Origin of the sequence: Bradyrhizobium agreste (assembly GCF_016031625.1) — a bacterium.
GTDB lineage: Bacteria > Pseudomonadota > Alphaproteobacteria > Rhizobiales > Xanthobacteraceae > Bradyrhizobium > Bradyrhizobium agreste.
In genome coordinates, this window is sequence record NZ_JACCHP010000001.1 from 509,208 (window position 1) to 527,966 (window position 18,759).

16 protein-coding genes are annotated in these 18,759 nt (G+C 59.3%); 2 read left to right on the forward strand and 14 right to left on the reverse strand.

Going from position 1 to position 18,759, the window contains the following annotated elements; all coding sequences use genetic code 11:
* Window positions 1-2,885: 2,885 nt before the first annotated feature.
* Window positions 2,886-3,515 (forward strand): FMN-binding negative transcriptional regulator, encoded by a 630-nt coding sequence (locus HZZ13_RS02050; protein WP_197957975.1) that lies wholly within the window; start codon window positions 2,886-2,888, stop codon window positions 3,513-3,515.
* A gap of 510 nt (window positions 3,516-4,025) precedes the next feature.
* Complete coding sequence (locus HZZ13_RS02055) at window positions 4,026-4,961, forward strand: TauD/TfdA dioxygenase family protein (protein ID WP_197958110.1); 936 nt, start codon at window positions 4,026-4,028, stop codon at window positions 4,959-4,961.
* 125 nt (window positions 4,962-5,086) lie between these two features.
* Here HZZ13_RS02055 and HZZ13_RS02060 read toward each other — a convergent pair whose 3' ends face one another.
* From HZZ13_RS02060 to HZZ13_RS02125, 14 genes are all read right to left on the reverse strand, one after another.
* The gene (locus tag HZZ13_RS02060; protein ID WP_128931751.1) at window positions 5,087-5,329 is read right to left on the reverse strand and encodes a DUF2274 domain-containing protein; all 243 of its coding nucleotides are present in this window, start codon (window positions 5,327-5,329) and stop codon (window positions 5,087-5,089) included.
* 4 nt (window positions 5,330-5,333) lie between these two features.
* Window positions 5,334-6,545, reverse strand: coding sequence for a TraB/TrbI/VirB10 family type IV secretion system protein (locus HZZ13_RS02065; protein WP_197957976.1), 1,212 nt, complete (start codon window positions 6,543-6,545; stop codon window positions 5,334-5,336).
* Complete coding sequence (gene trbG / locus HZZ13_RS02070; RefSeq protein ID WP_197958111.1) at window positions 6,542-7,567, reverse strand: P-type conjugative transfer protein TrbG; 1,026 nt, start codon at window positions 7,565-7,567, stop codon at window positions 6,542-6,544. The genes HZZ13_RS02065 and trbG overlap by 4 nt, the downstream gene beginning before the upstream one ends.
* 5 nt (window positions 7,568-7,572) lie before the next feature.
* Window positions 7,573-8,256, reverse strand: coding sequence for a conjugal transfer protein TrbF (gene trbF, locus HZZ13_RS02075; RefSeq protein ID WP_197957977.1), 684 nt, complete (start codon window positions 8,254-8,256; stop codon window positions 7,573-7,575).
* Window positions 8,257-8,345: 89 nt separating this feature from the next.
* Window positions 8,346-9,572, reverse strand: coding sequence for a P-type conjugative transfer protein TrbL (trbL, locus tag HZZ13_RS02080; protein ID WP_197957978.1), 1,227 nt, complete (start codon window positions 9,570-9,572; stop codon window positions 8,346-8,348).
* Window positions 9,569-9,940: a putative entry exclusion protein TrbK-alt gene (gene trbK-alt / locus HZZ13_RS02085; protein ID WP_197957979.1), complete on the reverse strand. Its 372-nt coding sequence runs from the start codon at window positions 9,938-9,940 to the stop codon at window positions 9,569-9,571. The genes trbL and trbK-alt overlap by 4 nt, the downstream gene beginning before the upstream one ends.
* The gene (gene trbJ, locus HZZ13_RS02090) at window positions 9,940-10,668 is read right to left on the reverse strand and encodes a P-type conjugative transfer protein TrbJ (protein ID WP_197957980.1); all 729 of its coding nucleotides are present in this window, start codon (window positions 10,666-10,668) and stop codon (window positions 9,940-9,942) included. The genes trbK-alt and trbJ overlap by 1 nt, the downstream gene beginning before the upstream one ends.
* Window positions 10,665-13,106 (reverse strand): conjugal transfer protein TrbE, encoded by a 2,442-nt coding sequence (gene trbE, locus HZZ13_RS02095; RefSeq protein WP_197957981.1) that lies wholly within the window; start codon window positions 13,104-13,106, stop codon window positions 10,665-10,667. Before trbE ends, trbJ begins: the two co-directional genes overlap by 4 nt.
* Window positions 13,107-13,116: 10 nt before the next feature.
* Entirely contained in the window at window positions 13,117-13,380 is a 264-nt protein-coding gene (locus tag HZZ13_RS02100) for a VirB3 family type IV secretion system protein (protein ID WP_027571460.1), read from the reverse strand.
* Window positions 13,380-13,703, reverse strand: a complete 324-nt coding sequence (locus HZZ13_RS02105; protein ID WP_197957982.1) for a TrbC/VirB2 family type IV secretion system protein — start codon at window positions 13,701-13,703, stop codon at window positions 13,380-13,382. Before HZZ13_RS02105 ends, HZZ13_RS02100 begins: the two co-directional genes overlap by 1 nt.
* 1 nt (window position 13,704) lies before the next feature.
* On the reverse strand, window positions 13,705-14,619 hold the full coding sequence (trbB, locus tag HZZ13_RS02110; protein ID WP_197957983.1) for a P-type conjugative transfer ATPase TrbB: 915 nt from the start codon (window positions 14,617-14,619) through the stop codon (window positions 13,705-13,707).
* Between the two features lie 229 nt (window positions 14,620-14,848).
* Window positions 14,849-16,183, reverse strand: a complete 1,335-nt coding sequence (locus tag HZZ13_RS02115) for an MFS transporter (RefSeq protein ID WP_197957984.1) — start codon at window positions 16,181-16,183, stop codon at window positions 14,849-14,851.
* Window positions 16,184-16,316: 133 nt separating this feature from the next.
* Entirely contained in the window at window positions 16,317-16,742 is a 426-nt protein-coding gene (locus HZZ13_RS02120) for a ribbon-helix-helix domain-containing protein (RefSeq protein WP_197957985.1), read from the reverse strand.
* Between the two features lie 6 nt (window positions 16,743-16,748).
* Window positions 16,749-18,737 carry a conjugal transfer protein TraG gene (locus HZZ13_RS02125; RefSeq protein ID WP_197957986.1) on the reverse strand — a complete coding sequence of 663 codons (1,989 nt, stop codon included), beginning with the start codon at window positions 18,735-18,737 and terminating at the stop codon, window positions 16,749-16,751.
* Window positions 18,738-18,759: the final 22 nt, after the last annotated feature.

Here is an 18,759-nt window from a genome sequence, read left to right on the forward strand (position 1 = left end):
CTGGAACAATCACGGTGACATCAAAGCGCTGGAGGTGCTGCGCAATTGCACCCAGCAAAGGCGCCTCATTGTAGGACTCCCGACGAAGACTCCGTCGCGGGCTGGCGCGAGTTCGGCCTCGAGGTAGTTAACTCGATCCGAGAACTCGATCAGCGGCTGGCCGAACTTAATGTCGAGAGCGAGTAAGTGAAAGCGCGCATCGTCCATAGCCTGTTCGTGTCTGATCTTCGCTACGCTCAACGCCGCGTTGTTGGCATGTCTGAGACATACCGATGGCCAATACACGCGGCGTGGCTAGGATCTCGTCAAGATCGTCGACTGCACTACGCTGAGCGTCACCGCGGGCGTCGCCGAATCCATGTATGATCCATCGGCGCGGCCGTCCAGTTTCGGTTGTTTGGGGACGATCGTATTTGTACGAGTTCCGTGCCGAAACGCTCCCGTCAGATGACCCCGGCGTCCTAAAATTGTCCAACATCTTCGATGCTTCATTGAACGATTTTGACCAGGATTGCTCACGGCATCCAGGTGGCACGTCTCTACGCCAAAAGGAGTCTTGGAGTGGGCAAGATTCTTCTGAAGATCGACCTGAACGTACAGAATGGAAGCCGTCAATTTTAATGCGCCCTGCAAGGGACGCGCTCCTGCATCGCCTTTCCGATATCAAATGATAAGCAACGCGTGCTTCAGAAAATACGGCATCTCAATTGATTACTCTGACCTCGGCGGCTCTGTACTTCGAGCGGCGTTTGTTGAAGCGACGATCGAAAGACACGCGCGTCCCCGGCACCAGATCAGCGCCTGTGCAGTCGCAAAGGTCCCGAAATGTGCACGAACAAATTCATGCCGTCGCAGTTGTCGGGTCTGATGAAGCCCCAGCCCTTCTCAACACTGTAGGAGACTACCGTTCCAGTCTGCATCTCTGATCTAACGTGTGTTCAAGGCTATGGCATGGCCGCTTGGGCACCGGATTCGCAAGCCGCAGCAAATCGGCGGGGCGGACCAGACGCTCGCGACGCCGAGCCCGCCCCTAACATCGCCGTATCTGGAGCAATACGTGATGGTACCCCTAACCAAGCAAGGGCCGTGCCGAATTGAGAATTGGAGGTTCAGCAGGGACTTCGTAGCGGGCTGCAGGGTCAAGTTGTCGACATTTGTTTGAGAGCAGACGTCCGTCGTCAGACTCCTTGAACCAGCTGTAATACATCGAGGCGGCAATGCCTTCTGGGCGGCAGATCTCGAGATGTTCTCCATTCCGTGCACAGCACCATGCGGATCCTCTCTTCCGCCGAATAATGCCGGCCGGCTTTGTCGCCTAATGTCTTTTTACTGCCGGTGCTTTGCCCGGTCCGGATTTCTGTTTTATCTTCGCTCCCGCTGGCTACTATGAACCAGGAACTCCTCCCAAAGCAAAATCACACTGCCTGTTTCACAGGCCCTGACGGCAAATCCTCTTTATGTCAGCGTGGCGCCTCGGCTAGCTAAGTGCCGCGCAAGGTCAAGGGCCGGAACTAGTGCATGTCTAGGACAGTTCGCGAAGCTGGACTGGCAGGCCCAAGCAAGCATGGATCGTTTGCGCCGGACCAAAACCGCGCCGCACCTCACGTGCGCGTCACTCGGCAATCTGCACGTACTTCGCTATGGTGAGTAAGGTCTCGGCTTGAGGCTGCCGGCCCGGAAAGCTGTCGTAGGCTCGTGGCTCAACAACGGTCGCCTACTGTGCAGATTAGGCTGCTGCGTCGGATCATGCATCCTGCCGTAAGACGGGCTCGGCTTGAAGACTGTGAACGGTCTTCTAAACGCATCCTGAAATGCGCAGCATCTTCTCGACGAAACAATCTTAACGGCAGGGGACACTGCTTCGGTGGCAGTCCGAGGCAGCTCGCAATACTGAACTCGCTGGAGTAGCCGCTCGTCTTATTAGTTATTGTGCATGGTGGAATATGCGCGAAGTTGATGGATGCTAGGGAAGGCAACGATGCGCGTATTCGAGACAACCCAAATTGGCCGGCCCACCGGTATCCGAAGAAGTGCCTCTGAGATTCCAGGCCGAAACCGACACGACCCCGGTGCAGACCATCGCGCTCGATGCACCAGGTACTATCGCATCGAAACGTGAAGGCGCCAGCTTTGAAGTGACAGGGCTTCGTAGGTGCGAGCTCAAATATTCGAGTATTTTGCTGAAAGCACAGGTATGATCACCATCATTGGCTGGGAATTTCTTGTTCGAAGCCGCCCTCCGTCTCAGCCAGCTTCCGGAGCGTGCGGAGGTCGACACGTCCGCCTGAGGGAGTATCAATATAGTCTATGTCTACTCCCGATCTCTCAAGACACTCCGACTTACACAGGGCTTCTCTTGCGCTCACACTTTGAACCGAAAAATGCTTCCGGCTAAACCCCGTTCGATGACACCTAATACTGTAAGGCACGGATCCCCCTCGTTGAGAGCGACAGTATAACTAACTTCCCGTAACAGTGCGACCGACCATTCTTGGTAGGTCCTTGCGGGCGCGTTTGCGCGATCACCGAGGCTCCTGAGCTTCAAACCGACTTTCTGAAGCAGAACTGTGAGATCCTCTCCAATCAAAGTGCCAGACATCCGTCGAACTTCATCTGAAGTAAGTTAGAGCCAGTACGCTGGATGGCTACGGTTATTGTCTCAAAGTCTGTCGGACCGGCGGCAGAACGAGAAATGTTGCGATACAGTTGCGCTACGATCCAGGCCTTCTGGAACAGATACTTAGTGGCAGGTCACGTCCCAGACAATCCGAAAACTTCACGTCAAGAGAGAAAGCGGAGCACCTCTACGCGAGCTACTGAAACTGGCGGTTTTCTAGCTTCGTGACTTCGGTTTTTATCTGGACGACAGCCACCGGAGACCCTCTATGTACATACCAGCCCACTTTCGAGATTACGACCTCGAGAGCATTCGAGCGACAATCCGCTGCGCCCGATTGGCCAACCTGATCACAGCGACATCAGATGGGCCACTTGCGACGCCTCTTCCGCTCTTCCTCGATGAGAGCGAAGGCAAACACGGCGCGCTGTACGGGCACTTGGCGAAGGGCAATCCGCAATGGCGCACGGCCCCGATTGGAGAAGCTCTGGCGATCTTTAGTGGCGCAGAGGCTTATGTGACACCATCCTGGTATCCAAGCAAGCGTCAAACTGAACGCGTGGTGCCTACATGGAATTACATCGCGGTCCACGCCCATGGGCCGATTGAGTTCTTCGAGGATCCTAAACGCCTCCTTGAGATCGTGACGCGTCTGACGAATATCCATGAGATGTCACGTGCGACGCCCTGGGCCGTCAGCGATGCTCCCGCGGATTTCATTGCCGTCCAGTTGCGTGAAATCGTCGGCGTGCGCATCCCGATCACTATGGTAGAAGGCAAGCGCAAGATGAGCCAAAACCGCCCTACGCCTGATCGCGTTGGTGTCGCCACCGGCCTAGCGGCGAGCAAACTGGCACAGGACCAGGAAGTTGCAGCTCTTATCCTGGCTCAGGACTGAAACGATAATGTGCTTGACCGTGGCCAACAGCGCCGATGGACATTACATCTGCAGCTCTCACACGCTCCGGCGGCATTAGTAGAGATTAACCTGGGCAATATAATTACCTCGCCACATTTACTAACCGAACAGTCAGCTCGAGCTTACCGCGCTGTAGACACTTGTCCGTATTCTGACAGAGGCACAATCTCGCATGAAGTTTACCAATTCTACAGAAGCATTGTTTTTCCAACACAATTGAATGATTACAAAAGCATAACTGAAGATGTTCCGGGTTGGCGCCTCCTGCTCTCCGCTTCGGCTTCACAGTTCGACATTAGAAGTGGAAGTTCGATGATCGAGTTCTGTCACTCGGTCCAACCATCGGCTTCTATGACTCGCGCCAAATACCATATTCGTTCGGTGCCATTGGCGATACCTGGTCGTCTTTCGCTTGGCACGATGCTTGCTGAAGATCATTCGCTCCGAGAGGCGAGAGAGAGAAAAACTGCAAGGGCTTACAAAAGCAACATGAGCACAACGGCTTTGATCGGTGGCGTCATTCCGAGCACCGATGTGGTGAAACGTGCAGCGCGCATCGGCGCCGAAATCAAAAATATCAAGCTATCAGGCGATCTACCGGATCACGCGATCGCTGCGATCAAAAGCTTATTGCTCGAGCACAAGGTGATCTTCTTCCGTAATCAAGGACATCTCAATGACGCCGAGCAGGAGCGCTTTGCCGCTCGTCTCGGAAAGTTAGTGCCGCATCCGATGCTCGGTGCCACCAAGGGGACGGCGTCGCTCCTCGAACTGGACTCCTCTCGCGGCGGCGGTCGCGCAGACGTTTGGCATGCGGATGGGACCTTCGCCGACGCCTATCCCAAGATTTTGGTCCTGCGGGCCGTTGTAATGCCAAGGTTCGGAGGCGACACGGTGTGGTCGAACACAGCTGCCGCTTATCTTGGTCTGCCGCCGCCTCTACAACGGCTTGCCGACGGCCTATGGGCCGTTCACAGCAACGTTTTCGATTACGCCGGGATCGCGCGTGTCCGCGAGGTCGACAAGAAGCACTTTGACGAGGTGTTCACCAGAACGGCTTTTGAGACCGAGCATCCCGTTGTGCGCGTCCACCCCGAAACAGGCGAGCGGACGCTAGTGCTCGGCGCCTTGGTGAAGCACTTTGTAGGGATCGGCAAATACGACGGACAAAAGTTGTTCGATCTTTTCCAATCCCACATCACCGCGCCCGAAAACACTGTGCGCTGGAACTGGATAGAGGGCGATATTGCAATATGGGACAACCGCGCAACGCAGCATTACGCGGTCAACGATTACGGGGACCAGCATCGCATCGTACGGCGGGCCACGGTCGAGGGTGACGTGCCTGTTAGCGTCGATGGCCGGAGCAGTGTAACGCGCTTGAAGGCAATAACTGGCACCCAACACCTCGCGTCTGAAAACTGAGAAAACCTGGGTAATCGGAGTTGTATCGGGCGCGAACACACCTTTCCGAAGATATCTCGGCTCTTGGCGCCAGCTCGGCAGCGCCTATATTTAGCGTCGACCAACAGTTTCGGAAACCTTGAGCATCACTGTCCCTCGCCAGCGGCCGGTACGTGGCCTTCACGTTTCAGTTTAGAAAATCCTCGATCCGTGGCCATAAAGCGCGCCAACATGGGAGCGATGAGCTTAGTCGGATCAACCACTTGACCACCCTGACGCGTAAGCGCTTCTGCATATGCAATGAGATCACGATGCACTGCCGCAGGCAGCTCCGTACTCACTTTGACCGGCTTGTCGTCTGGAAGCTCTCCAATTTTGAGTTTTGGCATGTTGTCACCCTCTGTAGGGCGTAAGTATGAGGTCATGATTGACAAGAACACGAACCGGGAATCCAGGTCGTACAGTCAGAGTAGGCTGGATGCTGAGACTGCGGCGAACGACCTGCTGTCCGGTTTGATTCAGTGAGTCGGAGGCGCCGTGTCGCAATGCCTGGATGATTGCGCTGTCGTTGCTGTTGGTATCCGAGCCGGCACCCAATTCGGTCCCGACCGCCAGAAACGTCGATAGTGCCGCAGCCTTGAACAGTTCACCCCAGTGATTTTCGACCTGATCTTCGAGGCCTGCATATCCGGCAGTATCAGCGCCAGGCTGCCGCTCGAGAACGATTGAACGTCCATTCGGCATGATCAGTCGGGTCCAAACGAGCAGAACGCGCGACTGGCCGAAAGTGACTTGGCTATCATAGACCCCGATTAGGCGCGCTCCTTGGGGCACTAACAAGAACCGACCGGTGGGCGTGTCGTATACGTTTTCGGTCACCTGCGCGGTGATTTGGCCTGGAAGATCCGATCTAATCCCTGTGATCAGAGCTCCCGGAATCACAGTTCCGGCCTGCACGATGTAGGGTGAAGCGGGCCTGGCGATGCGGTCAGAACTGACCGTGCGGCGATCCACAGAACCGCTCACAAAGGCAAGCTTTCGGTCTTGACTGTTTTGCGCGGATCCGTCATCGGCGGTCCCCGCTGCATTCGATGGCACAGCGCGGTCACTTCCAACAGCCGCAGCGACGGGCGGACGTACTTCACTTCCATTGGTCGAAGCGAATAGATGACTGATGCGAGCAGCTTCGGTCTCTTGATCCCGCCGCTGATGGTCCGGATCAGCGCCGCTCGTCGGCAACTGACCTTGAGCGGCGAGGATCGGTCGACCGAGGTCCCCGGGGAGCGGCGGACCAAGCTGCGGGATCGACTGGCGCGGGACGCCAGTATAGTCCTTCGGCAGCGTCGTTATGCCGTCGGCCACATTGTGGTGGTCGGTACTGTAAAGCCCATCGGCCGCTTGATTACGTGAGCGATTGTTCTGTAGCGACCACAGCACCGCTCCGCCAACGACAAGCAGGGCAACCGCGCTCCCGCCGGCTAAGACCTTCCGCGACAACCGCATCACGCGCGGATGCTCTGCTCTCAAGCGGAAACTTTCGGACTGCTCGCCTTGTGTCTCCGAGGGAACTGCTCGCTCGTCATCGTTTGCATTCCGGGTGTTCATGTCGACGGCCTCCCGTCAGTCCTGACAATCCTGACCTTCTGCTGATGCTCGCCGCCAAGCCGCAGTTCGGCGGCAGCAAACAGCCGATCGACGATCAATACGTTGGCGTAAGCGCGATAGTTGACCAGCTCGCTCTTGCCGTCTGGACCAATGACGAAGAGCGGAGGCATCTCGCCTTGCACGATCCCTGCCGGAAATTCGATGTAGACCTTGCGGCCATCGTCATATGCGGCGAGCGGCCGCCAGGGAGGACTGTCCCCTTCGATGGCATAGCGGGAGATGCGCTGCGGCGGCTCCGGAAGGACGGGCTTCAGAGCGACCGAGCGCGATCGTTCCCGTACAGTTTCTGGATAGTACCAAGCAACGGAGGGCATGTAAGGCCGCTCGCGGGAGCGGAGCTCGATTAGGTAGGTGCGCCGGTCAGTATTGACCACGAGGTTGGTCTCGATCGAAGCTCGCGTCGGCTTGACCAGGATATGGACGCGCCGTGTGTCCCCGCTCCCGCTCTCGGTATCGCCCACGATCCAGCGTACGGTATCTCCGGCCGCGATCGGTCCTGATCCCGTCAACTGTTCTCCCTCCTCGAGCGCGATATCCGTTATTTGCCCCGGTGCGGCGTAAATCTGATAGAGCGCTCCGGGACTGTAGGCGTAGATTTGGGCTGCGTTGAAATACCCCCGCTTGCGCGGCTCAACACGGGCCGCGCTGTTTGCCGTCTCGACCCGGCTCACCGGCTCCGCGTCTTCCTTCCCTACTGACTTACCGCCGAGTGCTGGCTTCCAGAGGGGTGGAACGTGAAGGGGTTTTGGTTTGTCGTCGAGAGCCACAGGCGGTGCCGGCAACGGAGGAACTTCAGCGTCATAGCTGATCTCCGGCGGAATGTAGGTCGCGCACCCGCCAAGCATCGACGAACTAAGCAGGAGAGCGAACAAAAATGCACGTTTCGAGTTCACGAACTCGCGCCGAGCCGAATAGAGCCTACGATGTTGGATGCGACGCTTCGTAGATACTTCTAACGTCATATCGTTCACTGACTCAACTCCTTCGACCAGTTGATGGCGCGGACGTAGACGCCAAGGGGATTCTTGCGCAGGCGTTCGGCATCGCGCGGCGTTTCGATTACGATGGTGAGAATGGCCGTCCAACGCTCGATCGAACTCAACGCGCCGTTGTCGTAGACGCGCTGGGTCCACGCGACCCGAAAGCTTTCTGACGAAGCGCGAATGACGCTCGATACGTCGACGGAGATTTGCTCCTTACCCAGCTTGGCAAAGGGATCATTGTTGCGCGCGTAGTCGTTGAGCGCAGCGGCGCCGCGATCGGTGGTAAAATCATAGGCACGGAGCCAGTTTTGGCGCAGAACGATGCCGTCGGCTGGCAGACCTCTGACATCCTCGATAAAGCGCGCCAGATGGTAGGCGATCTGCGCATCGGTTGGTCGATAGTCGATGTTGGCGGGCGCAACCCTTTGGGCCTGACCGAGATGATCGACTTCTACCACCCAAGGCGTGATCGATCCCTGGTTCGATTGCCAGACAAGGCTGCCAGCGAGACCGGCCGACATCATCAAGCAGCCGAACGCCATCAGGCGCCAGTTCTTGGCTTGCACCCGCGCTGATCCAATGCGTTCGTCCCACACTTGCGCCGCCTTTTGATAAGGCGTAATCGGCTCGGGCATGCGCCCATAGTGAACTGATGGTCGTTTGAACATCGATGGTTGACCCTGATATCGAGTGATCGCTTTCAAGTCGTGGGATGGAGTTTGAGGCGCGCTGTGCGGCGGAGGTGCACTGGTCCGCCTCAGCGCTCTCGTTCGGACAAGTCAACGGAGGAACCGCTGCCACCATGATCGCCCGAGCGGACGGCGTGGGCAGCAGCCGAGGCACCGTGCCGAATGGTCTGAGCACGCTTCATGCGGCGAGCCCAATCGGGCTGCCCTTCGGCCGAGGTGCTCGTGGCCTGCTCGCCGGCTTGGCCACCCCCGAAGGCAGCCGCTGCTCGGCGCAAAGGACTCATCGCAGCCGAGGCGCCGGCCTCCGCGACGCCAGCAAGGCCGCCGCTTCGATAGGCGGCTGATGCTCCGCTAATGACAGTACCGCTACCGCGCGCGGCGCCTGCAATCGCGCCGCCAGCGAGACCAGCACCGCCGGCGGCGACACCTGCGCCTACCGCAACAAGGCCGCCGGCCGCAAGGCCTGTTCCAATCGCGGCACCGGCGCCGAGTTGGGGTCCGCCCGATACTAGGCCGTTTGCGATACCCGGACCGAAGATACCGAGGCCCAGCAAAGAGAGCGCCGCAAGCACCAGGGTCATCGCGTCTTCAATGGTCGGCTGCGCGCCGCCGAAACCAGAGGTGAACTGCGAGAACAGGGTCGAGCCGATGCCAACGATGACGGCCAGGACGAGGACCTTGATCCCTGAAGATATAACGTTGCCCAAAATCCGCTCCGCCGCAAAGGCGGTCTTGCCAAACAGGCCAAAGGGAATGAGCACGAAGCCGGCCAGCGTCGTAAGCTTGAATTCAATCAGGGTGACGAAGAGCTGGATCGACAGAATGAAGAAAGCGAGCAGCACCACGACCCAGGCGAACAGGAGAACGACGATCTGGACGAAATTCTCGAAAAAACTGATGTAGCCCATTAGGTTAGAAATGGAATCAAGCAGCGGTCGACCGGCGTCGAGTCCGACTTGGGCGATCCTTCCCGGTCGCAGGAAATCTGCCGCGGAGAGACTTGAGCCAGACGCTTTCAGCCCAAGTCCGGCAAAGCTCTCGAACATGATACGCGCCAGGCTATTCCAGTTGCCGATAAGGTAGGCAAAGACCCCGACGAAGAGCGTCTTCTTGACGAGGCGCGCGATGATGTCCTCGTCCGTTCCCCAACTCCAGAACAACGCGGCGAGCGTGATGTCGATCGCGGCAAGGGTCGCTGCGAGATACCCAACCTCGCTACCGAGCAGCCCGAAGCCGTTGTCGATATAACGTGTGAACGTTTCCAGGAACTGGTCAATGATCCCCGTACCGGTCATGGCTTGCTCGTGTCAGGTATCGCCAGCGCTGGATATCCTTGTGGTATTCGGCTCTGATCCTTGGGGGCGGGCGCTAGGCCCGTGGTGGAATCGCTTTGGCCAGCATCTGCGGGACCGTTCTTCTTGCCAAAAAAGCGGCGCCGGTTTTCGGACCAAACCTGCTGGCAATGGCGGTAGCTTGCCGTTTCCTCTGGAGCGACGACGCGGCAGCGCGCGAGGTCGGCGCTGGTTGGATAGGTCGTCTGCTCTGCCTTTGGCGCCGGCGGAGAATCGTCTCCACCACTGAGTTGGATCGTGCAGGCGGCGACGGCCACTAGGCCGATTGTCGTAAGCAGCGAGAGCGCCCTGAATGCCTTTACATCGGTCATCAATGGAACATCTGCACGTTGGAGGATTGATAGCCCTGTCCTGGCGTCAGGAATCGTCTGAGCTGCTCTCGCCCCAGATCCTGGGCTGAGGCGCGCTGAGCGGCTTCGAGGCTCTGCGCCCTACCCTGCGCCGCCACGGCCGCCGTGAGATCGGCAAGCTGTTGCGCTTGAAGCGCGAGGATCTGGTTGCCGGCTTGAGTTGCCTGCAGGGCGCCGCCGGCACTTTGGCTTGACGTTACAAGTGCGGACGTTTGGATGCGATTGGTATCGAGGTTGCCGACGATTCCGGCCTGAACCCGGAGCGCGTCTTGCGTTGCCGCGTACGTATTTTGCCACCGCGATTGCGCGTTTGTGACAAGCATTTGGCTGGACTGGCTACGAGTAGCTGGCGCGTAGCTCGTCGAGAAGGCGCGATCAATCTGCTGGACGTCGTAGGCGATGCGCTGCGCCTGGGCGAGCAATTGCTGGGTGCGCTGGATCGAGGATTGCAGTTGCTGCAGCGAGGAATACGGCAGGTTAGCCAGGTTCTTCGCTTGGTTGATCAGCATCTGCGCCTCGTTCTGCAACGAGGTGATCTGATTGTTGATCTGCTGCAGCTCTCGTGCGGCAGTCAGGACGTTCTGAACGTAGTTGTTGGGATCGAAGACGATCAGCGCCCGTGCGGGCACCGTGACGCCAAGCAGGAGAGAGATGGCGCTAGCGGCCGCCAATAGACCAAGAGGCTTCATAGCGATTTCTCCAGATTGACGAGATTGGGGATCAGGTCTAGCGCCCAAGCGACGCCACGGTGCTGGAGCCAGGCCGGCACGAAGCCGTCAGGTCCGTGTTCGGCGAGGAGCTGCGCGATGGCAGCCTGGTCTGTCTTTGACGACGCCGCGGTGAATGCGAGCGCAACCTCGCCGAGCCCGAGTTCGAACATCCGGTTGCCACGACGGGATTGACAGTAGTAGTCGCGCTTCGGCGTGGCCCTGCTCAGTAGCTCGATCTGGCGGTCATTGAGGCCGAAGCGGCGGTAGATGGCAGTGATTTGCGGTTCGATCGCGCGTTCGTTCGGCAGCAACAGGCGGGTCGGGCAGCTTTCGATGATTGCCGGCGCGATTGCGGACCCATCCATGTCAGAAAGCGACTGGGTGGCGAAGATGACGGACGCGTTCTTCTTCCGAAGCGTCTTTAGCCATTCCCGGAGCTGACCGGCAAAATCCTCATCATCGAGGGCAAGCCAACCCTCATCGACAATAAGGAGCGTCGGCCGGCCATCGAGACGGTCCCCAATACGATGGAAGAGATACGCCAGCACGGCCGGCGCAGCACTCGTTCCGATCAAGCCTTCGGTCTCAAACGCCTGGACCGATGCCTCACCGAGACGCTCGAATTCGGCATCAAGCAACCGGCCAGAGGATCCGCCCAGGCAATAGGGTTGCAAGGCGCGTTTTAGGGAGTGCGACTGCAACAGGACTGACAGTCCCGTGAGGGTGCGTTCCTCCCTCGGGGCCGAGGCGAGAGATGTCAGCGCTGACCACAAATGATCCTTGACCTCCGGGGTGATCTCGACCTTTTCCCGTGCCAGGATCGCGCAGATCCATTCCGTGGCCCATCCGCGCTCGGAAGCATCATCGATCCAGGCCAGCGGCTGCAGCGCAACGGGGTTTTCGCTTCCGTCGGACAGCGCGCCGCCGAGATCATGCCAGTCGCCCCCCATGGCGAGCGCGGCCGCCCGGATTGAACCACCGAAATCGAATGCAAAGACTTGGGAGTTCGGGTAACGGCGGAATTGCAGTGCCATCAGAGCGAGCAGTACCGACTTGCCAGTCCCCGTCGGTCCGACCACAAGGGTATGGCCGACGTCACCGACGTGGAGCGAGAATCGGAACGGTGTTGATCCCTCGGTCTTGCCAAACAGAAGAGGCGGACCCTTCAAGTGCAGGTCCCTGGCTTCGCCGGCCCACACGGCCGACATCGGAATCATATGGGCGAGGTTGAGTGTCGATACCGGCGGCTGCCTCACATTTGCATAGACATGCCCTGGCAGACTGCCGAGCCAAGCTTCGACGGCGTTCACCGTCTCGATCATGCAGGTGAAATCGCGACCCTGAATGACCTTCTCGACCAACCGTAGTTTTTCGTCGGCCGCATTGGGATCGCGGTCCCAGATGGTAATGGTTGCCGTGACAAAGGCTTGTCCGATCTGATCCGACCCGAGCTCCTGCAACGCCGCGTCGGCGTCGATAGCTTTGTTGTGAGCGTCGGTATCGAGCAGCGTCGACGCCTCGTTGGTCATGACCTCCTTGAGGATGGCGCCGATAGACTTTCTCTTTGCGAACCACTGGCGACGAATTTTGGTCAACAGCTTTGTGGCGTCGGTCTTGTCGAGCATGATCGCCCGGGTTGACCAGCGATACGAAAACGCCAGACGATTTAGGTCGTCCAGGATCCCCGGCATCGTGGTGCCCGGGAAGCCGACAATAGTCAGCACCCGCACATTGGCCGAACCCAGCATCGGCTCGAGCCCGCCGGTCAGCGGCTGATCCGCCAAAAGCGCATCGATGTACATCGGAATTTCTGGCACCCGAACGCGATGACGCTTGGTCGAGATCGTCGAATGCAGGTAGGTCAGCGTGTCCTGATCATCGAGCCAGATGCATTCCGGCATGAACCCTTCGACGAGTTGAAGCACGCGGTTCGTTTGGTCGATAAACCCCTGGAGGATCTCGCGCGCGTGGGCTCCGACGGTGCGGTCGCGCCCCTCGTAAAGCAGTTGCTCTGCCCTGGCGGCCCCTTCCTCTGGAGGCAGATAGAGGAAGGTCAGGAAGTAGCTGGACTCATAATGAGCACCCGCCTCCTCGAACTGAGCTCTGCGTTCCGCATCAACCAGCGCAGACGCGACATCCGGAAAGGAGCTAGGCGGGTAGGCCCCCGCAAAATGACGCTGCGCCTCGACGAATACGGCCCAGCCAGATCCCAGGCGACGCAAGGCGTTATTCAGGCGACCGGCGACGCCGACAAGTTCGGCCGGTACCGCACTGTCGAGGTCAGGCCCACGGAACTTCGCCGTCCGCTGGAACGAACCGTCTTTGTTGAGGATGATTCCCTCGTCGACCAAGGCGGCCCAGGGCAGAAAGTCGGCAAGACGGGTGTTGAAATGGCGATATTCGGCAAGGTTCATCATGACCGAGATCTTAGACGTTGAGATGGCTGGGAATGCGCAGGTGTCGGCGCACCACATCGACGAAGGCGGGATCGCGCTTGGCGGCCCAGACGGCGGCCATATGGCCGATGAACCAGAGGACAAGACCGGCAATCCACAGCCGAAGTCCGAGCCCAAGGGCTGCCGCAAGCGTGCCGTTCACGATCGCAACCGATCGCGGCGCGCCGCCCATCAGGATTGGCTCAGTGAGCGCGCGATGAACGGGCACGACAAAGCCTGCCACCTGATCATCCATCAGATCACCACGCCGCCGCCGAAGGAGAAGAACGACAGGAAGAAGCTCGAGGCGGCAAACGCGATCGACAGACCGAACACGATCTGGATCAGCCTGCGGAAACCACCTGACGAGTCCCCGAACGCGAGCGTGAGCCCGGTCACCACGATGATGATGACGGCGATTATCTTAGCGACCGGACCTTCGACCGACTGCAAGATCTGATTGAGTGGCTGCTCCCACGGCATGTTCGAGCCAGCCGCCCATGCCGGCGCCGCTCCCAAAAACACCGTGCTGAAGGCTGCCAACGATGCACCTCGAAGAAAGGGAAATTGCTGACACATGTCAGTCTCCTGCTGTTGAAAGGCTGTAGTCGCCGGCGGCGCCAAGGCCCGAGACCAGGGCGAGCTCAGCGAGGCGACGGTCAGCACCGCGCCCCGCCAGCACGGGGATAATGTTTATGGTCTCGGCGATCAGGGCACGCGGAACCGTGATGACGGCTTCCTGGATGAGTTGCTCTAGCCGCCGCAGCGCTCCGAGCGCGCTGCCCGCATGGATAGTGCCGATGCCCCCGGGGTGACCGGTGCCCCAGGCCTTGAGCAGGTCGAGCGCCTCGGCACCGCGGACCTCTCCAATCGGGATACGATCGGGACGCAGTCGCAACGAGGACCGAACGAGGTCCGATAGCGTGGCCACACCATCCTTTGTCCGCAAAGTGACGAGATTGGGTGCCTTGCACTGCAGCTCGCGCGTATCTTCGATCAGCACGACCCGATCGGAGCTCTTCGCGACCTCGGCCAGGAGCGCGTTCGTCAAGGTTGTCTTGCCGGTCGATGTCCCGCCGGCGACGAGGATATTCCTCCGTGCGGCGACCGCATCCTTCAGGGTCCTGGCCTGCTCCGAGGTCATGATCCCCGTCGCGGCGTAGTCGTCGAGCGTAAACACTGCGACGGCGGGCTTGCGGATAGCAAAGGTCGGTGCTGCAACGACCGGAGGCAAAAGACCTTCGAAGCGCTCGCCGGTCCTAGGCAATTCGGCCGAGATCCGTGGCGAACCGGCATGCACCTCGGCACCGACGTGATGCGCTACCAGGCGAACAATGCGTTCGCCATCCGCTGCGGACAGAGTTTCGCCTGTGTCGATCAGGCCATTCGACAACCGGTCGACCCACAGCCGCCCATCTGGGTTGAGCATTACCTCGATGATCGTTTCATCCTCGAGGTAGCCCGCAACCGCCGAGCCAAGCGCGCTGCGCAGCATTCGCGCACCGCGCGAACTCGCTTCCGATTGAATAGAATGGATTGCCACGGTTCGCCCCCACGAATGAGGACGCCCAAAGAGCGCCCTCAGATGGGGACAATTAGAAAAGCGACCAATGGACTTGGCGCAACAAGCGCTTTCGGTGATCGTAGGCTGGCGTACAAAAAGAAAGACTGGGAACCGATATTTGACGGCTACTTAATCGTATCCGTTCGCTGCGAGTTGCTGCTCACCACTCCGCATCGTCATCCGCGGGCAGCAGGATGACCGAATCCTCATACAACCCAACTGACTCGACAGCGTAGAAAACATCAGTCGGCTTGAAGAAGAGGATTGAACTCATCCACGAAGCGATTGATCGGCGCCAGGGCATCGCGAACCAGACGAACGCCGCGATCTGCAGTGCTACGTTGAAACCGAACGCGACTTGATAGGCTTGGAAGGGCCTATGGCCATCATTCGCAGACCATTGCTCCAGAATCAGACCTGTCGCGTATTGTGCTAGAAACGCCCAACCAAAGTGCAAAACGTTCAAGGCGCCGTTGGCACGACCGGCAAGCTCGGGCGGAAAGTAATCTGCTATCACCGCGAAGCTGACCACGGTTGCCGTTCCGACAATTGCGACAACTGACCAAGGCAAGATGGATGGCAGAGGCGTTCGCAGGATCAAGGCAAACTCAGCTGCGATGAACAGAACTGCAACCAGCGCCAATATTGTCTCCGCCCCTATTCCCCTTCGTTTGATGCAATGGACCGTCATACCGAATAACCAGGCACCACCGCTAAGTACGATCGACATCATGAAAAGCTGTCTGACGAGACTTGCGCGATCAAGCCCCTCCACGTCGGTCAGCCATGGCGATGCCCACAATCCCTGCAGGGACCAGGCCGATCCAATACAAGCCGCCGACAACGGGGCCATTCGCCAGAAGCGCCGATCTCCAAAAACAGAGCTTAAGGTCGTGGAGGTTGACGCTATCGATGGGACATTGCCTCGTTCGGGCACCACGACATAGATAAAAATGGCCGTGGCACCGGTAGCGGCCGCCAGGATCTCAAAGAGTTGCCTCCAGCCCATCCAGGCGAGTAGGTGTTCAAGGGGAGCCGTAGCGGTCACCGCTCCGAGCGATCCCAGCATGATCATGTAGCCGCTAAGCAAGGCGACTCGTTCCCTGGGGAACCAAAGGATGATGGACTTCAGCCCTGCCGTCAGCGCCGCCGCGACGCCAAGCCCAATCATTCCACGCGCGATCAAGAATGACAGGAAGCTGGTCGATACCGCGAACAGTCCGGCGCCCGCCGCGGCAATCAAGAGTAGAACACTCTGGACGCGACGCGGACCAAAGCGGTCCAGCAAAATGCCGATGGGGATCTGAGCCGCCGCGAAGACAAGGAAATAGACCGACGTAAGCAACCCGAGGTCGGCAGTCCCAAGCCCAGTATCCGAGCTGAGACGACTGGCGATCAAAGCGTTGATCGTTCGAAACAGATACGAAAGATAGTATCCGGCAGCGAAAGGGAGAAAAACGAACGCGATTCGACGCCATGTTGTTGAGATTTGCATGCTGGCCCCTTTTGCTCTCAGCTCGTGCGAGCCGATAGCGCGTCCAGCTTTTTGTCAGATCGGCTGAACTGCTGCGGTCGTAGGCTGGCGTAGAAAAAGAAGGACCGGCGAAAGGGTCTTTCTACCGGTTCAATCAGGTTTCTTCGGCCGGTTCCTGACGGCGGATATCTTCTGGGATTTCGCGCAGAAAGCTTTGCCCTTTTTGCAAACGGCGCCCGAGCGCCTCGACAAATCCTTCAAAGCGCTCCCTGCCTTTTGCTTGCGCGGCCGCCTGCGCGTCGTTTGGCAACGGTGGTGTGATCGTCAACCAGAACCGGATGAAGAGGGCCACGGTCTCCGCCGTCAGAGCGACGTCGCGCTCTAACCTCTGCATTTGACGCGACAGCAGATCCAAGCGCCGAGTAAATGCTGCCTCCCGCCTGTCCGCTCCGTCCGGTGACAGAAACGAAGCAACCGCCGCCTCCACGATCGCAGAACGAGAAAGCTTCTTGCGATCGGCGAGTTCCGAGATCTGCTTCAGAAGCTCTGGCGGGAAATACACATTCATCCGGTCGCGCATGATGCCTCAGAGCTCCATGCCGTCATTCGGGTCGAGTGCGGCTTGACGGGCCACACCTCGCATCTGTTGTCGCAAGAGCCGGGACTGACGGACCGCGTCCTCATCGTCGTCAAGAACAACTGCAAACTCCTCTGCCGGTGTCGGCTCGGTCGTCTCCTTGACGATTGCCACGTGGTCGGGCAGTTCGGGCTCTCGCCGAAGACCACTGTTCGCGGTGTCTTCCTCGACCTCCGCGGTTTTGTCAGTTGGACCTCCCGGCAGCTTCGGCGTTCCGAGCGCTGACCATCCGTCCGTTCGCGATGATCGACCGGCCTTCGCCGGATTGGGCGGCGGTAGAACCCGCTCGGTGAATCGCCGATCCTCGTAGTAGCGGACCTTCTTCGCGCGGATCGGCGGCGTGCCCGCCACCATGACGATCTCGTCTATTGGCGGAAGCTGCATGACTTCGCCCGGGGTCAGCAGTGGCCTTGCCGTCTCCTGACGCGAGACCATGAGGTGACCCAGCCAGGGGTTCAACCTGTGACCGGCGTAGTTCTTCATCGCCCGCATTTCCGTCGCGGTGCCCAGCGCGTCGGACACCCGCTTGGCGGTCCGCTCGTCGTTGGTCGCGAAGCTGACGCGGACGTGACAGTTGTCGAGGATGGCGTTGTTGGGCCCGTAGGCCTTCTCGATCTGATTGAGCGATTGCGCGATCAGAAAACTCTTAAGGCCGTACCCCGCCATGAAAGCGAGCGCAGACTCGAAGAAATCAAGCCGCCCGAGCGCTGGGAACTCGTCGAGCATCATCAGGACTCGATGCCGGCGGTCACGGGCGTGCAAGTCCTCGGTCAGGCGTCGGCCGATCTGGTTCAGCACCAGCCGGATCAGGGGCTTGGTCCGTGAGATATCCGAGGGAGGCACCACAAGATACAGCGTCGTAGGGCGGCTATCTGCGATCAAATCGGCGATCCGCCAGTCGCAACGACAGGTCACCCGGGCCACGACGGGATCACGGTAGAGCCCGAGAAACGACATCGCGGTGGACAGGACGCCAGAGCGCTCATTCTCGGACTTGTTGAGGAGTTCGCGCGCGGTCGAGGCAACCACGGGATGAGCGCCGTGTTCGCCAAGATGCGGCGTTGTCATCATCGCCTTCAGCGTCGCTTCGATCGGCCGCTTCGGGTCGGACAGAAAGCCGGCCACGCCGGCCAACGTCTTGTCCGCCTCGGCATAGAGGACATGGAGGATGGCGCCGACCAGGAGCGAATGACTGGTCTTCTCCCAATGGTTCCGCTTGTCGAGTGAGCCTTCGGGGTCGACCAGGACGTCGGCGACGTTCTGGACGTCACGAACCTCCCATTCCCCGCGCCGGACCTCGAGCAGCGGATTGTAAGCTGAGGATTTCGGGTTGGTCGGGTCGAACAACAGTACGCGGCCATGTCGCGAGCGAAAGCCGGCCGTCAGTTGCCAGTTCTCACCTTTGATGTCGTGCACGATGGCCGAGTCCGGCCAGGCCAGCAACGAAGGAACGACCAAGCCCACCCCCTTGCCGGACCGAGTGGGCGCAAAGCACAAGACGTGCTCCGGCCCGTCATGGCGCAGGTAGTCGTGGTCTAGCTTGCCCAACACCACACCATCCGGACCGAGAAGTCCGGCCGCTCGAACCTCGTCCGCATCAGCCCAGCGCGCCGAGCCATAAGTCTCGACGTTCTTGGCCTCGCGCGCCCGCCACACCGACATGCCGATCGCCGCCGCGATCGAAACGACAGTCCCCGACGCCGCGATGAAGGCACCCTCGACAAAGACCTGCGGCGCATAGGCGTCGTAGACGAACCACCACCAGAAAAAGACCGGTGGGTAATAGATTTTGAAGCCGAACAGCTCAAACCAGGGTCGCCCAAGCTCCGGCTGCCAGGCGAGCCGCCAAGCCGTCCACTCAGTTGCCCCCCAGATGGCCACTAAAACGATCAGGCCGACAACGATCACTTGTCCCCAGAGGATTTTGGTTCCGGACATCTCGCACGCCTTTCCGCAACTG